This window comes from Virgibacillus alimentarius, assembly GCF_000709085.1.
GTDB lineage: Bacteria > Bacillota > Bacilli > Bacillales > Amphibacillaceae > Virgibacillus_B > Virgibacillus_B alimentarius.
In genome coordinates this window covers 13,676-29,714 of sequence record NZ_JFBD01000051.1, presented here as the reverse complement: position 1 = coordinate 29,714, position 16,039 = coordinate 13,676, and the positions used below count along the sequence as shown (strand labels likewise).

Annotated in this window: 15 protein-coding genes and 1 pseudogene; 12 read left to right on the top strand and 4 right to left on the bottom strand. The window is 35.8% G+C overall.

Going from position 1 to position 16,039, the window contains the following annotated elements:
- Nucleotides 1-96: 96 nt before the first annotated feature.
- The 3 genes and pseudogenes from GZ63_RS0109065 to GZ63_RS0109055 all read left to right on the top strand — a co-directional run bounded on the left by GZ63_RS0109065 (nucleotide 97) and on the right by GZ63_RS0109055 (nucleotide 3,679).
- Entirely contained in the window at nucleotides 97-1,317 is a 1,221-nt protein-coding gene (locus GZ63_RS0109065; RefSeq protein WP_029268793.1) for an argininosuccinate synthase, read from the top strand.
- 25 nt (nucleotides 1,318-1,342) lie between these two features.
- Nucleotides 1,343-2,720 (top strand): annotated as a pseudogene (argH, locus tag GZ63_RS16580) (argininosuccinate lyase).
- A gap of 155 nt (nucleotides 2,721-2,875) precedes the next feature.
- A complete protein-coding gene (locus GZ63_RS0109055) occupies nucleotides 2,876-3,679 on the top strand; it encodes a VLRF1 family aeRF1-type release factor (protein ID WP_029268791.1) in 804 nt (267 codons plus the stop codon).
- Nucleotides 3,680-3,751: 72 nt separating this feature from the next.
- On the opposite strand, the gene GZ63_RS0109050 is transcribed toward GZ63_RS0109055, so the two are convergent.
- From GZ63_RS0109050 to GZ63_RS0109035, 4 genes are read right to left on the bottom strand one after another with little or no spacing between them, the layout of a single operon-like run.
- Entirely contained in the window at nucleotides 3,752-4,165 is a 414-nt protein-coding gene (locus GZ63_RS0109050) for a Fur family transcriptional regulator (RefSeq protein ID WP_029268789.1), read from the bottom strand.
- A complete protein-coding gene (locus GZ63_RS0109045) occupies nucleotides 4,162-5,010 on the bottom strand; it encodes a metal ABC transporter permease (protein WP_029268787.1) in 849 nt (282 codons plus the stop codon). The genes GZ63_RS0109050 and GZ63_RS0109045 overlap by 4 nt, the downstream gene beginning before the upstream one ends.
- A 16-nt stretch (nucleotides 5,011-5,026) precedes the next feature.
- Nucleotides 5,027-5,782: a metal ABC transporter ATP-binding protein gene (locus GZ63_RS0109040; RefSeq protein ID WP_029268785.1), complete on the bottom strand. Its 756-nt coding sequence runs from the start codon at nucleotides 5,780-5,782 to the stop codon at nucleotides 5,027-5,029.
- A 13-nt stretch (nucleotides 5,783-5,795) separates the two neighbouring features.
- A complete protein-coding gene (locus GZ63_RS0109035) occupies nucleotides 5,796-6,740 on the bottom strand; it encodes a metal ABC transporter solute-binding protein, Zn/Mn family (protein ID WP_029268783.1) in 945 nt (314 codons plus the stop codon).
- Between the two features lie 351 nt (nucleotides 6,741-7,091).
- Between GZ63_RS0109035 and GZ63_RS0109030 the strand changes: the two genes are divergently transcribed.
- The 9 genes from GZ63_RS0109030 (at nucleotide 7,092) to sufC (ending at nucleotide 16,028) form a co-directional block, all read left to right on the top strand.
- The gene (locus GZ63_RS0109030; RefSeq protein ID WP_029268781.1) at nucleotides 7,092-9,491 is read left to right on the top strand and encodes a 3-hydroxyacyl-CoA dehydrogenase/enoyl-CoA hydratase family protein; all 2,400 of its coding nucleotides are present in this window, start codon (nucleotides 7,092-7,094) and stop codon (nucleotides 9,489-9,491) included.
- Nucleotides 9,492-9,511: 20 nt separating this feature from the next.
- Nucleotides 9,512-10,687, top strand: a complete 1,176-nt coding sequence (locus GZ63_RS0109025; protein ID WP_029268779.1) for an acetyl-CoA C-acetyltransferase — start codon at nucleotides 9,512-9,514, stop codon at nucleotides 10,685-10,687.
- Nucleotides 10,688-10,751: 64 nt separating this feature from the next.
- Nucleotides 10,752-12,536, top strand: a complete 1,785-nt coding sequence (locus GZ63_RS0109020; protein ID WP_029268777.1) for an acyl-CoA dehydrogenase family protein — start codon at nucleotides 10,752-10,754, stop codon at nucleotides 12,534-12,536.
- A gap of 98 nt (nucleotides 12,537-12,634) precedes the next feature.
- Entirely contained in the window at nucleotides 12,635-12,994 is a 360-nt protein-coding gene (locus GZ63_RS0109015) for an arsenate reductase family protein (protein WP_029268775.1), read from the top strand.
- A 128-nt stretch (nucleotides 12,995-13,122) separates the two neighbouring features.
- Nucleotides 13,123-13,506, top strand: a complete 384-nt coding sequence (gene gcvH / locus GZ63_RS0109010) for a glycine cleavage system protein GcvH (protein WP_029268773.1) — start codon at nucleotides 13,123-13,125, stop codon at nucleotides 13,504-13,506.
- Nucleotides 13,507-13,676: 170 nt separating this feature from the next.
- On the top strand, nucleotides 13,677-14,033 hold the full coding sequence (locus GZ63_RS0109005; protein ID WP_029268772.1) for a toprim domain-containing protein: 357 nt from the start codon (nucleotides 13,677-13,679) through the stop codon (nucleotides 14,031-14,033).
- Between the two features lie 53 nt (nucleotides 14,034-14,086).
- On the top strand, nucleotides 14,087-14,392 hold the full coding sequence (locus GZ63_RS0109000; RefSeq protein WP_029268770.1) for a thioredoxin family protein: 306 nt from the start codon (nucleotides 14,087-14,089) through the stop codon (nucleotides 14,390-14,392).
- A 407-nt stretch (nucleotides 14,393-14,799) separates the two neighbouring features.
- A complete protein-coding gene (locus GZ63_RS18115; protein ID WP_198020926.1) occupies nucleotides 14,800-14,970 on the top strand; it encodes a hypothetical protein in 171 nt (56 codons plus the stop codon).
- Between the two features lie 272 nt (nucleotides 14,971-15,242).
- Nucleotides 15,243-16,028 (top strand): Fe-S cluster assembly ATPase SufC, encoded by a 786-nt coding sequence (sufC, locus tag GZ63_RS0108990; protein WP_029268768.1) that lies wholly within the window; start codon nucleotides 15,243-15,245, stop codon nucleotides 16,026-16,028.
- The last annotated feature ends 11 nt before the right edge of the window (nucleotides 16,029-16,039 follow it).

Below are 16,039 nucleotides of genomic sequence, written 5' to 3'. Positions count from 1 at the left end.
TTTTTTAAAATTAGTATTGTATTTTTATGCTTTATTATGTATAATAATTCATAATCAATAAAAAGTTCGTTTCAAGTAAAGAAGGGATGGATTTTAATGAGTAAAGAAAAGATTGTATTAGCATATTCTGGTGGTTTAGATACATCCGTTTCAATAAAATGGTTACAGGAAAAATATAATTATGATGTTGTTGCACTTGCGATTGATATGGGAGAAGAAAAGGATTTGGAAGCTGTTCGCCAAAAAGCTCTGCAAGTAGGAGCTGTTGATGCTGTTGTCATTGATGGAAAAGAATTATTAGCAAAAGATTATTTAATGCCTGCTTTGAAGGCGAATGCATTATATGAGGGCAAATATCCACTATCATCAGCTTTAAGTAGACCACTTATTGCTAAGCTGTTAGTGGATGTGGCAGAACAAGAAGGTGCGAGTGCAGTAGCACATGGTTGTACAGGAAAAGGAAATGATCAAATTCGTTTTGAAGTATCAATTAAAGCCTTAAATCCAGACTTAGATGTTGTAGCACCGGTTCGTGAGTGGGGAATGACACGTGATGAAGAAATTGCTTATGCAAAGGAGAAAGGTATTCCTATTCCTATTAATTTAGATAATCCCTTTTCAATCGATGCAAATATATGGGGGCGGGCATGTGAAGCAGGCGTGTTAGAAAATCCATGGAATGAAGCCCCAGAAGAAGCATTTGAATGGACGAATCCGGTAGAAAATACACCAAACGTAGCTGATCATGTAGACATTTCTTTTGAAAAAGGTATTCCTGTTGCCTTGAATGGTCAAGAAATGAATCTCGTTGATATTATCGAAACTTTAAATGAGCTTGGGGGAAAACATGGGGTTGGACGTATTGATCATATTGAAAACCGTTTAGTAGGCATTAAATCCCGTGAAGTATATGAAAATCCAGCAGCATTAATATTGATCAATGCCCATAAAGAAATGGAGTTTTTAACACATACGCGTGAGGTTAGTCAATTTAAGGCAAAAGTAGACCAGCAATTTTCACAAATTATTTATGATGGATTATGGTATTCACCATTGCGTCCTGCAATTGATGCTTTTATTAATGAAACACAAGAAGTAGTTACTGGAAAGGTACGTGTCAAGCTGTTTAAAGGAAACCATCAAGTTACAGCACGCAAGTCTCCACAGAGCATGTATAATGAAGCTCTTGCTACGTATGAAAAAGGAGATATGTTTGATCATAATGCGGCAGTTGGATTTATTAAATTGTGGGGATTGCCAACAGAAATTTATGCACAAAATAAAAAAAATACCAATATAGTTATCCATTCAAAGTAATTTTTAACTAAGAGGAGAAAATGACATGACAAAATTATGGGGCGGTAGATTTACAAAAGAAACAGATAAATTAGTAGAAGAATATACAGCATCCATAAACTTTGATAAACAACTTGTTTATGAAGATATCGAAGGAAGCTTGGCACATGTTACAATGCTTGCGGATAAGGAAATCATTTCTGCAGAAGAAAGGGATCAAATAATCCGAGGACTGGTAACAATAAGAGAAAAAGTGGCAGCAGGAAAGGTAGATTATTCTGTTGCCAATGAAGATATTCATATGAATATTGAAAGAATGCTTATTGATGAAATTGGTCCTGTCGGAGGAAAGTTGCATACAGGACGAAGCAGAAATGATCAAGTTGCAACAGATTTTCACCTGTATGTCCGCAAACAAACAAAAATCATGATTAAGCATTTGGAAAACGTCCAACGTGCAATTATAAGTCAGGCAAAAGATAACATGGATACGATCATGCCCGGATATACGCACCTACAGCGAGCGCAGCCCATTTTATTTGCGCATCATTTGTTAGCTTATTTTTGGATGTTTCAGCGTGATAAACAGCGACTTGAAGATAGCCTGAAACGGGTAAATTGGTCGCCTTTAGGTGCGGGCGCTTTAGCAGGGACGACTTTTCCAATCAATCGCGAGCAAACAGCTGAAATGCTTCAATTCGATCAAGTATATCCAAATAGTTTAGATGCTGTTAGTGACCGTGATTTCGCAGTAGAATTTTTATCTGTCTGTTCCATTATTATGACGCATTTATCCAGACTTTCTGAAGAATTAATAACATGGTCTAGTCAAGAGTTCCAATTTATCGAGCTAGATGACGCTTTTTGTACTGGATCCAGTATTATGCCACAAAAAAAAGAACCCTGACGTTCCAGAACTTTTACGCGGGAAAACAGGCCGAATCTACGGGAACTTGATGAGTTTACTAACTGTATTAAAAGGTCTTCCATTAGCGTATAACAAAGATATGCAAGAAGACAAAGAGGGTGTATTTGATACTGTAGCGACACTTGATGGGGCACTTAGCTTACTTGCTCCAATGCTAAAAACAATGCATGTTAATAAGGAAAATATGTATCAGGCAGTAGAGCAGGATTATTCGAACGCAACCGATATCGCAGACTATTTAGCGACCAAAGGCCTGCCTTTTCGCGAGGCACATGAAGTGATTGGAAAAATTGTTTTATATGCGATTGAGAATAAAAAGTATCTATTGGATCTGTCACTGGAAGAATATAAGAATTTTCATCATTTATTTGAATCGGATATCTATGATGTATTAGCTTATAAAAACGTTGTAAATGCTCGAAATAGTATAGGAGGTACTGGAAAAGAACAGGTGAAAAATCAGTTGATTCATGCTGAGGAATTTGTCAACCAGTAATGATGAATTAAAAACAGCTAATTTAGCTGTTTTTTTATGGGTAAAGATTTAGGTAAAAACAAACATTTTCTAGCGTATGTAAATAATGTTTATTTAAGGAAGTGAAAGGATAAATATTATTATAAGATTATATTAGGAGGGGTGTTAAAATTATAATGAACATTAGCAAGCAGCTAAACAAGCTAGAAAAAGTAAATAAACAAGGACCTGATAAAGCTTTTACCATGTACTTGAATACAGACCCATCTGATCCGGAACAACAGGGCGGTGAGTGGAAGCTGCAATTTAAAAATGGACTAAGAAATTTTGAACAATACCTAGAAGAAGCCAATAATAAAGAGGAATTAAAAAATTTTCAATTAGTAAAGCAAAAAGTAAAAAAATATGTATTTGAAAATGAACTGGCTTTACGAAAAGGAATTATTATTTTTGCTAGTGCCAGTGAAGATGTTTGGTTTGCAGCTCGTTTTCAAGCTCGGCTAAAAACAGAGTTTTACTGGCAGGAGACTCCTGTGCTTGATCAGTTAAAATCCCTTTGCGAGCATTATCCTAGAACAGGGGTTATTCTCGTTCAGCAAAACGAAATCAAGATCATAGAGTCTTATTTAAATGACGTTGAAAATACGGTGTATTATGAGTTGAATTTAGATACAGATGATTGGAGACAAAAAGTAGGACCACGGGCAGCAAATAATACAACAGGACTCGGTTCAATAAATGCGCAAAAAGAGAATTTTAAAGATCGTTATGAAGCGAATAAGCATCGTTGGTATAAGTGCATTGCTTCTAAATTAGACAAGCGTGCGAAAGATAATCATTGGGAAAAAATATATGTTGTAGGGGAAGCAGATGCGTCACAAGAAATCAAAACACAAATGAATATGCTAGTGGATAAAGTGATTCATAAAAATATGCTCGATCATAAAGAATCGAAGGTACTGTCAGAAGTATTTGGTTAATAAATGAAAAAAGCTGGAGTTTTAGCTCCAGCTTTACCGTCCAGGTTCTGCACATACATTCTTCCGTATATTTTATGCGGATAAACATCCAGGACACAGCCCATAAATTTCGAATTTATGTCCTTCAATATAATAATTTTTTAAGGTTCCTTTTATATCATCCATTGGGCAAAGGGCTATTTCTTTTGTCTTTCCGCATTCTTTGCAAATAAAATGGTGGTGGTGTTCGTTTGTACAATTCATTCGAAAAAGCTTTTCTCCGTTTAATTCTGTAGATTCCAAAATACCGATTTCATGATAGATATTCAAATTTCGGTAAACGGTATCGAAGCTAATTCCCTCATGGATTGCTTCCATATGTTGCATTAGCTCTTTCGCTGTTCGATAACCATCTGCATCAAAAAAATAGGTTAAGATATCTTTTCGCCGACTTGTCGTTTTAAAACCTTTATCATTTAAAAGTTCAATCGCTTCACTCACGTTCATTTTTCAAGCTCTCCTCTCTTAAAATTAAACCGTTTAACGCTGATTGAAAGCAATAAAATAATAATTGATACCACCACTATTGTCCCCCCGGGTGGCATGCTTAAATAGTAACCACTAATTAACCCTGTAATGACTGCAGCTTCCCCAAAAATGATAGACAGAATAATCATTTGTTTAAAACCTCTTGCCAATCTCATGCTTGCTGCAACCGGTAATGTCATTAAGGCAGATACAAGCAAAACCCCAACGATACGAATGGATGCAGCTATAACTAAAGCTGTTAAAACTATAAATAATAAATGGATTCGTTTTGAATGGATTCCAGAAACAGTAGCATGTTCTTCATCAAAAGAGAGTGTCATCAATTCTTTATAAAATAACCCAATACTAAATAAAATGATGATTGAAATTACGATAATTGTAAAGAAGTCTTTTTGACTGATTGCCGAGGCAGATCCGAATAAGTAGTTAAATATATCCGTATTAAAGCCATTTGCCAGGGAGATAAATATAACACTTAAACCAACGCCGCCAGATAAAATAATGGGGATTGCCAGTTCTTGATAATCTTTATAAACGGTACGAAGTTTTTCAATGAAAATTGATCCTATGACCGAAAAAGTCAACCCACTATAGAAAGGTGTTATAATTGCTCCTAAAACTTTCTTTTCTAAAAAGAGACCAAAAGCAATTCCAGCCAAAGTTACATGTGATAGAGCATCCGCTATAAGGGAAAGACGACGGACCACGATAAATGCACCAAGTAAGGGTGCGATTAATCCAATTAATAGACCGGTAAAAAAAGTGTGTCGCAAAAAATCAAATTCTAAAAAGTCAGCTATCATAAAAGTTCCTCCAAGATTAGTGATCGTGCGTGATAACATTTACTGGATGTCCATAAAATCGTGATAATTCAGCTTCAGATAAAGAAGTGTATTCTTCTGGTTTTCCGTGAAAATGAAGGGTTTGATTAAGACATACAATATCTGTGGCATGTTCGGTCATTGTACCGGTATCATGAGTCACAAGCAGTAAAGTAATATCTCGTTTCTCGTTTAATTCGTGCAGTAGTTCATAGAAACGTTTTACATTCTCGTAATCAACACCAACAGTTGGTTCGTCTAAAATTAATAATTCTGGATCACTGACCAGAGCACGGGAAATAAATACACGCTGTTGCTGGCCCCCAGATAAATTCCCGATATTCTGGTATGCATAATCAAGCATGCCGACTTGATCAATGGCATGGAGTACTTTATTTTTATGTTTTTTTGTTAAAAATTTAAAGTATCCGATTTTGGCAGTAAGCCCCATTGAAACGACTTCAAAAACAGTGGCTGGGAACCCTTTGTTAAAAGAATTAGATTTTTGGGAAACAAATCCAATTTTATTCCATTTATGATATTTTTCGATGGCTTCACCGAAGAGTTGAATAGAGCCATTATCTGGTTTTAATAATCGAACAATGAGTTTGATCAAAGTTGTTTTACCGCCGCCATTTGGTCCAATTAGCCCCATGAAAGAACCGCGTGGAACTTCGAAATTGATATCTTTTAAAACCTTTTTATTGTCATACGCATAATTGATATTACTCATTGTTATGATTGGTTTTGACATCATACATCCTCCCTTATTTGATAGCTTTATCTAGTATTTCTAAGTTGTGTTCCATTAATGAGAGATAGTTTTCTTTATTTTTAATATCCTTATCAGTCAAAACAGAGAGATTATGAATCGTTAAAGCTTCTGCATTAATGTGATCTTGAATAATTTCACTTACTCGGTTCGAACTATTTTGTTCAAAAATAATATATTTTAACTGATGTTCTCTCGCCTGACGAATAATTTTTGTTAAATCTCTTTGTGAAGGTTCATTGCTGGAAGAGAGTCCGTTTATTGCAATTTGCTCAATTCCATATCGTTCTTCCCAGTAACCATAAGCAGCATGGGAAACAAGTAGATCTTTATTTTGTTTGGGATTTAAGGTATCAAAGAAGGCTTGATCAAGATTTTCTAGGTTTTTCTTTAGATTATTAAAATTTTCGTTATATTCGTCTTCCTTTGATGGGTTGAGTTTTATTAATTCATCTTTAATTACGGTGCTCATTTCAATCATTCGTTCAGGATCTAACCATATATGAGGATCATGATCTCCATGGTTATGTCCATCGTGATGGTGGGTTTCTTCTGAATGGTTGGAATGACTATTTTCTGAATGAAACAGCTCATCGTGGCGTCCGATTTCAATCAGTTTAACATCTTGTGATTGGAGTGCTTCTGCTGCGTTTTCAGCAAAACCTTCCATACCTGCTCCAAGATAAATAAAAGCATTTCCTTTTGCGATGGTTGTCATCTCTTTAGAAGCAGGTTCATACGTATGTGCATCTACTCCGGGCGGATATACTGATGTTGTGCTCACGGTATCTCCACCAATCCGTTCAACAGCATATTGTATTGGGTAAATTGTTGTATATATGGAAAGCTGATCATTGTTCGGTTGATTAGAGAATGGGGAGCATCCTATTGCAATCAGTCCAATGATTAGTATTGTTATAATTGTTTGATATATTTTCATAAATAAATTCCTTTCCATTTTATTTCATTTTTAATCATATCGTAATGGTTTCGATTTGTAAATAGGAATAATTACGATTCAATAAAAAATGTTATTGTATTTTAGGAAGCTGGGATCAGCGATTAGGGTAGCTACAAAAGAAAGAACGTGTATTTTAGCAAAAATTGCATACGAGCATATCATGATTAATAATAGTGACGCTTTAAAAAATTTGGAAAATTTAAAGATATATATTGCTAAATATTCAAAAGTATTTTATAGTATATATAGACGGATAGATCACTACTATCTTTTATTTTTTAAAATAAAATGAATGAGTATTCATTCAAATTATAGGTAGGAGGACAAAACATGAAGCAAACAATCAAGCGTGCTGCAGTGTTAGGTTCAGGAGTAATGGGTTCCAGTATAGCCGCTCACTTAGCTAATGTTGGAATACCAACGTTAATGCTGGACATAGCACCGCAGGAATTAAAGAAGAATGAGGAAAAAAATGGATTAACGTTAAATGATAAAACAGTTAGAAATCGCTTGGCAGCAGAAAGTAAGAAAAGCCTTTTAAAACAAAAACCATCACCAATTACAACAAAGGAAAGTCTTGACTTAATTGAAGTTGGAAATATGGATGATGATATGGAAAAAATAGCGGATGTTGACTGGATTATCGAAGTAGTTGTAGAAAATCTTGAGATAAAGAAAAAAGTGTTTGCAAATGTTGAAAAGTATCGTAAAGAAGGAACGATTGTAAGTTCGAATACGTCAGGTATTTCAATCGAAGATATGGCTGCTGACTGTTCAGAAGAATTTCAAAAGCATTTTCTAGGTACACACTTTTTTAATCCGCCACGTTACCTGCAATTATTAGAGGTTATACCAACGAAAAACACCGATCCTGAAATTTTGGAATTCATGAAAGAATTTGGAGAGGATGTTCTTGGAAAAGGTGTTGTAGAAGCGAAAGATACGCCTAATTTTATTGCAAATCGAATCGGAACATATGGCTTGCTTGTCACGGTCCAAGAAATGCTAAACAGTGGCTATAGTGTAGGAGAAGTTGATTCAGTTACTGGACCAATGATCGGACGTCCAAAAAGTGCAACATTCCGGACATTGGATGTTGTCGGATTGGATACATTTATCCATGTAGCCAAAAACGTCTTTGACCAGGTGGATGGCAATGAAAAAGAGATGTTCCGCGTTCCGGACTTTATGATGGAGATGCAAAAAAATGGTTGGATTGGATCCAAAGCTGGTCAAGGATTTTACCTGAAAAAGAAGGGTGATAAGGGAAGTGTCATTTATGAACTGAACCCAGAAACAATGGAATATGAGGATCGCAATAAATTAAAAACAACCGCAACTGAAATGGCTAATCAAGCAAAGGGATCCAAAAACAAATTGAAAGCGCTTGTAAAGGCAAAAGGAGACAAAGCCGGTGACTTAGTATGGTCAGTAGTTAAGCCTGTACTTATTTATTCTGCTGAATTACTAGGCGAAATTGCGGATGATATTATTTCAATTGATCAAGCAATGCGTTTAGGGTTTGGCTGGGAAATAGGACCATTTGAAATGTGGGATGCCATTGGCGTTAGCAAGTCAGTTGAGCGTATGCAAGCTGAAGGGGACAAAATTCCAGATTGGGTATTAAAGCATCTGGAAAAAGGAAACGAAACATTTTACCAGGAAGACAATGGTGCTATTTATTACTATGATAACGGGGAATTTAAAAAACAAACGTTTAATAAAAAAGAAATTAATCTAAAAAGATTAAAAGATGTAAATGGAGTTATCAAAAAGAATAAGGGTGCGAGTTTGATTGATTTAGGTGATGGTGTAGCAGGACTAGAATTCCATTCTCAAAGTAATGCAATTGGACCAGACATCATGCAAATGGTGCAATATGCAATTGAGGAAGTTGACAAAAACTACGCGGGCCTTGTTATCGGAAATCAAGGAAAGAATTTTTGTGTAGGTGCCAATCTCGGGATGATGTTATTTGAAGCTCAAGATGATAACTTTTTTGAATTAGATTTGGTTATCAGGCAATTCCAAAACATGGCAATGGCTATCAAATATTCCAATAAACCAGTTGTTACAGCTCCGTTTAATATGACGTTAGGCGGTGGTGCAGAAGTAACGTTGCCTGCAAGTGCCGTTCAAGCATCCCAGGAAACATATCTTGGTCTTGTTGAATGTGGAGTAGGCCTAATACCAGGCGGTGGAGGAACAAAAGAGCTTTATTTAAAGATGCTTCGCAATATGCCACAGGGAATTGATTTTGACCTATCCAAAGTAGCTAATAATGTTTTTGAACAAATCGCAACGGCGAATGTCTCGACTTCTGCTGAAGAGGCGCGTGAAAATGGATATTTGAATAAGCAAGATGGAATTAGTGTAAATCCAGAACATTTACTCTATGACGCAAAACAAAAAGTATTATCTTTAGCAAAAGCAGGATATGCTGCTCCAAAACGTGAAAAGATTCCTGTAGTCGGTGATTCCGGATATGCAGCTATGTTGCTAGGTGCAAAATCACTTCAATATAGCGGTTATGCTTCAGACCATGACCTGAAAATTGCAGAAAAGTTAGCTTATGTACTATCTGGTGGCCGAATTACGGCAGGATCCTATATTGATGAACAAACAATGCTTGATATAGAGCGTGAGGCATTCTTGAGTCTGATAGGTGAACCGAAAACTCAAGCTAGAATGCAACATATGCTAATGAAAGGAAAACCACTTCGCAATTAATAAACTAAGGAGGAAGTAACATGAAGGAAGCTGTAATTGTTGCAGGTGCAAGAACACCGGTAGGGAAAGCGAAAAAGGGTAAACTTGCTACAACACGACCTGATGATTTAGCAGCATTAACGATTAAAGAAACGTTAAAACGTGCTGGAGATTATAATGGAAATATAGATGATGTCATTATCGGCTGTGCAATGCCAGAGGCAGAACAAGGGCTAAATATGGCTCGTAATATTGTAGGGCTTGCAGATTTAAAAACGGATATACCTGCTATTACGATTAATCGCTATTGCTCCTCCGGTTTACAAAGTATCGCTTATGCAGCAGAACGAATAATGGTTGGTGCAAGTGATTCAATTATTGCAGGCGGGGCAGAGTCAATGAGTTTAATTCCTACAGGCGGACATAACATCAAGCCAAATTCTAAGCTTGTAGAGACTGCACCAGAATATTACATGTCAATGGGACACACCGCGGAAGAAGTAGCCAAACGATTTAATATTTCAAGAAGCGATCAAGATGCTTTTGCTGTGCAAAGTCATGAACGTGCTGCGAAGGCGATTAGCGAAAATAAATTTAAAGATGAAATTGTTCCTGTGGAAGTAACAAATCGTTTTGTAGGAAAAGAAAATAAAATTGACGAAAAAACAAAGATGTTTGACACCGACGAAGGCGTGCGCCCGGGAACATCGATAGAGGTTCTCTCCAAACTGCGTCCAGCTTTTTCTGTGACTGGATCAGTTACAGCTGGGAATTCATCACAAATGAGTGATGGAGCTGCTTCTGTACTTGTTATGGATAGGGAAAAAGCAGAATCAGAGGGCCTAACTCCACTAGTGAAATTTCGGTCATTTGCTGTTGCTGGAGTTGCTCCCGAAATAATGGGTGCAGGACCAGTAGAGGCAGTACCAAAAGCATTGAAGATTGCTGGACTTGACCTTTCTGATATTGGATTAATCGAATTGAACGAGGCATTTGCTTCACAGTCTGTTCATGTAATAAACACACTCGGTTTAGATACAGATAAAGTGAATGTTAATGGAGGAGCTATTGCTTTAGGACATCCGTTGGGTATGACTGGCACAAAGCTAACATTAAGCCTGGCTCATGAAATGGCACGCCGCAATGTGCAATTTGGCGTTGTGACAATGTGTATTGGAGGTGGAATGGGAGCAGCAGGTGTTTTTGAACTCTTGTAATCTGCCATTCTATGTATAAAAGGTTCATTTAGATTTTATTTATTAAAAAAAGGGGACGATAAGAATGAGTGAAACACAAGAAAAAACTTTTAAAGGCGGCGCATTTTTAGTAGAAGATTTACAGGCTGATGATGTTATTACGCCGGAGGATTTTACGGAAGAACATCATATGATTGCCAAAACAACGGAAGATTTTGTACTTGGTGAAGTTGTACCAAAAATTGATAATCTGGAAAATCATGAATTTGAGCATTCTGTAGATTTATTGAAAAAAGCAGGTGAGCTAGGATTACTTGGCGCAGATGTACCTGAAGAATATGGCGGATTAGCATTAGATACGATTAGTTCTGCACTAATTTCCGAGAAATTTTCTCGTGCAGGTGGATTTTCAGTAACACATGGTGCACATGTTGGAATTGGTTCACTTCCAATTGTCTTTTTCGGAAATGATCAACAAAAAGAAAAGTACTTGCCGAAACTAGCAACCGGTGAATTATTAGCTGCTTATGCATTAACAGAACCAAGCTCTGGATCTGATGCTTTAGGCGCAAAAACTACAGCTAAACTGAATGAAGCAGGAACACATTATGTTTTAAATGGAGAAAAACAATGGATCACAAACTCTGCATTTGCTGATGTCTTTATTGTCTATGCAAAAATTGACGGTGAACATTTCTCGGCATTCATCGTTGAAAGAGACTTTCCTGGTGTCTCAACTGGTCCTGAAGAAAAGAAAATGGGGATCAAAAGTTCATCAACACGTACATTAGTGTTAGAGGATGCGGAAGTTCCGGTTGAAAATTTGTTAGGAGAAAAAGGACGCGGACATATTATTGCATTTAATATTTTAAATGTTGGTCGTTATAAATTAGCAATTGGCGGTGTAGGTGGCTCAAAACGAAGCATAGAGCTTGCTACAAAATATGTTAATGAACGAAAGCAATTTAATACTCCTATTTCAAGTTTTTCTCTTACACAAGAAAAATTAGCTACAATGGCCGTAGAGACCTATGCAAATGAAAGTGCTGTTTACCGCACAGTAGGTTTGTTTAAACAACGCATGAGTTCTTTAACTGATGAGCAGCTTAAAGATGGACGTGAAATTGCCCGGGCAATTGCAGAATATCAAATTGAGTGTTCCATGAATAAATACACTTGTACAGAGCTACTTGATTATGTATCTGACGAGGCTCTTCAACTTCATGGCGGCTATGGTTTTATGCAAGAATATGAAGTAGAGCGTATGTACCGGGATTCAAGAATTAACCGAATTTTTGAAGGAACAAATGAAATCAATCGTCTTCTTGTTCCTGGAACGTTACTGAAGAAGGCAATGAAGAAGGAATTGCCTTTACTTCAAAAAGCGCAAGAGTTACAAGAAGAATTAATGATGCTGATGCCGGAAGAAGTTGGTTCTGAGACATTAGAGCAGGAAAAATATTTATTGAAAAATGCAAAGAAAATAGTATTGCTGGGCGCTGGATTAGCTGCACAAAAATTCCAACAAAATATTGAAAATGAACAAGAAATTCTTGTGAATTTAGCGGATATGGCTGCAGAAGTATACAATATGGAGGCAGCAATTCTTCGTACACAGAAAGCAATTGATAGAAATGGCGAAGAAAATAGCAAACAAAAACTTCTATACACACAAGTTTATGCTCAGGAAGCTTTTAACCGTATTGAAGCAGATGCTAAAGAAACATTAATTGCAGTAGAAGAAGGTGACGCATTACGTATGATGCTTTCATCTTTACGCAAACTTACAAGACATACACCAATCAACGTAATTGCTAAAAAACGAGAAATTGCTTCTACTATCATTGATGAAGAAAAATATATTGTATAGTATTTGAATGAAAAAGACCTGCCGCATGCATTAGATGTGGCAGGCCTTTATTCTTATGTTACAATACAAGGGAAACGATGAAATGAAGGAGGGAAATAATGGTGTTATCCTTTTATTGGTACCCGAAGTGTGGCACGTGTAAAAAAGCGAAAAAGTGGCTTGATGATAATGATGTTCCGTATACCAGTATACATATCGTGGATGAAACACCAGCAAAAGAGGTGTTATTGGACCTCATTGATAAGAGCGGTTTACCGGCTAAAAAATTTTTCAACACAAGCGGAAAAAAATATCGTGAGCTTAATATGAAGGATAAAATAAAAGATGCCAGTAAAGTGGAAATGGCAGAATTTTTAGCTTCTGATGGTATGTTAATCAAGCGCCCTATTGCAACAGATGGAACAAATGTGCTTGTTGGTTTTAACGAGGATACATATAAAGAAATGTGGTTAAAATAAAATGAATGATGTACTTTCCAATTATCTCTTTTTTACTTGATAATCGAAGTGAATTCTTTTATTATTAGATATACTAACATAGAAAAAGACATGCCTATACTTATGCAATTAAAAACGGAGGGATTACAGTGAGTTTACCAAAAGATTTATTGTATTCAGAAGAGCACGAATGGGTTAAAAAAGAAGGTGACAAAGTTCGTATTGGTATTACAGACTTTGCTCAATCAGAATTGGGAGATATTGTATTTGTAGAACTTCCTGAAGAAGGTGACGATATCGAAGCTGATGAGCCATTCGGAAGTGTTGAATCAGTTAAGACAGTTTCTGAACTATATGCGCCAATTAGCGGAAAAGTTGTTGAAATAAATGAAGACTTAGAAGATAGTCCAGAATTTGTAAACGAGTCACCATATGAAAAAGCTTGGATGATCGTAGTAGAGCCATCAAATGAATCAGAAATTGATGAGCTTCTATCAGATGAGCAATATCAAGAATTTATAAATGAAGATTAATAATTAGAAACATACAAAGACTGACTCGCATCTAGTAAAGTTGCGGGTCAGTCTTATTTGTACTTTAATACAGTTTGAAACATATACTATATATTAAGAAGCAAATAAAAATAATTTAAAGAATATGCTAACGCTGGCTTTTTTGTTTAATGATGAAGGGGTGTTATGGTATGATGGGTGATGATACAGATAGGATTGTTATTGTTGAGGGGTTAACAGATAAAAGGCAAATAGAAAAAGTACTAATGGACGACATCACGATTATTTGTACAAATGGAACACTTGGAGTAGAACGATTTGATGAATTATTAGATGGTTATGATTTAGATTATAAAGATGTTTATATTCTTGTTGATGAAGATGATGCCGGAATAAAACTCAGGAAACAATTAGCGCATGAGCTTCCGCACGCAGAACATATTTATGTAAACAGTGAATTTCGGGAGGTGGCAACAACCCCTGAAGAAATTTTAGCAATGGCATTAATAGATAAGGATATAATGGTTAACCCCATTTATTTAATGTAGATTACATTAGATGTATTATACAATATAACGATAAGGTGATTTTTTTGCTATCGATGACAAATGAACTTTTAAACACAGAACGTTATTTATTATATATTCACACACCTTTTTGCGGTACATGCCATTTGGCAAGATCTATGCTTGAGCATATTGAATCAGTCCATAGAGAGGACATCTTTTATGAAATGAATGCATCTTTGTTCTCTGACTTTATGCAAGAGGCAAAAATAGAAAGTGTGCCTTGTTTATTTATTAAGGAAGAGAATGAAATAAAAGAAAAAATTTATGCTTTTAAGTCTATTCCTAATATTTACTCTTATCTACTGAAGTATAAACCTGAATTGTTTAGTAGAAAGTAACAATTTAAAATATAGCCAATATTGTTGACGAAACCATATGAAAGAACACAAAACTTGAGATATAACGTCTTTCTGTTCTCAAGCAGAAAGGCTTTTTATATTTAGGAGGAATTTTAATTGATTTAAATTGAAGATTTACGCAAGAGCTGTTGTTCTTGTTGATGGAGATCATTAACGGATATTTCATGAGTTATGAAATCGAAAAACACAGTATTCAATTGTTAATGACAGAGAAATTCATTGTTTTAAGACTTGGGGAACATTATATTTAAGAGAATTCATAAAATGAAGCTTTTTTCGCCAATATGTGTTTATTCGCACTTTGTCTGGGGTATTCTATATGTGATACGATAAAGTTGATTGCAAATAAACCGAAAGGATGGTTCACTATCCAAAGTGGAATACGAATGAATTATACTCCAAAAATGGAAAAAGCAATGCAACAGTCTCATAATATGGGATATGCGGAGTACAGCAGAAAATTTGATAAACGACTCACTGTTGAAAAACGGAGACAACAGGAGTATGAACAATGTAAACATCTTATCGCTGAAATAGATAATCAAATTCATAAGTAATAATATGATATACTGGTGTTCCCGATTGAAAGGATCACCAGTATTTTTATGGTTTATGAATGAATAGTATCTACTCGTTTTACTCCTATTAATCTCCCTTTATTGAAAATATGATATCATTTTTATCATTAAGAAATTTTTATAATTAACCCATCTACACCTTAAAACTAAAAGAGTTGAATATTGATTCTAAATGATTTAAGATTATAATTAGAATAAATTAAGAATGGATTAAAACTTCATTCAAACAAATAGTACTTGGAGGTATCGACATGGCTGGATCAGTTTTAGAAATTAAGAATCTTCATGTAACCATTGAAGGTAATGAAATATTAAAAGGTGTAAACCTTACAATAAAAGGCGGAGAATTCCATGCAATCATGGGTCCCAATGGTACTGGAAAATCAACGCTTGCTTCCGCGATTATGGGACATCCTAAATTTGAAATTACAGAAGGAAGTATTCATCTAGACGGGGAAGATGTACTAGAGATGGAAGTAGATGAGCGCGCACGTGCTGGCCTATTCCTCGGAATGCAATATCCTAGTGAAATCAGCGGAGTAACAACTTCTGACTTCTTACGTTCTTCCATTAATGCTCGCCGTGAAGAAGGCGATGAGATCTCTTTAATGAAGTTTATCAAGGAAATGGACAAAACGCTTGATTTTCTAGAAATAGATAAAAATATGGCACAACGCTATCTGAATGAAGGATTTTCAGGCGGAGAGAAAAAACGTAACGAAATTTTGCAATTAATGATGATGAAGCCAGAAATTGCAATTTTGGATGAAATTGACTCCGGTCTTGATATTGACGCATTGAAAATAGTTTCTAAAGGTATTAATAAAATGCGCGAAGATAACTTCGGATGCCTAATCATTACACACTACCAACGTTTATTAAACTATATTACACCTGATTACGTCCACGTGATGATGCAAGGCCGTGTTGTTAAATCAGGCGGTCCTGAATTAGCACAAAGACTAGAAGCGGAAGGCTATGAGTGGATTAAAGCAGAACTAGGCATCGAAGACGAAACAGTAGGGCAAAAAGCGTAATAGTATTGTTA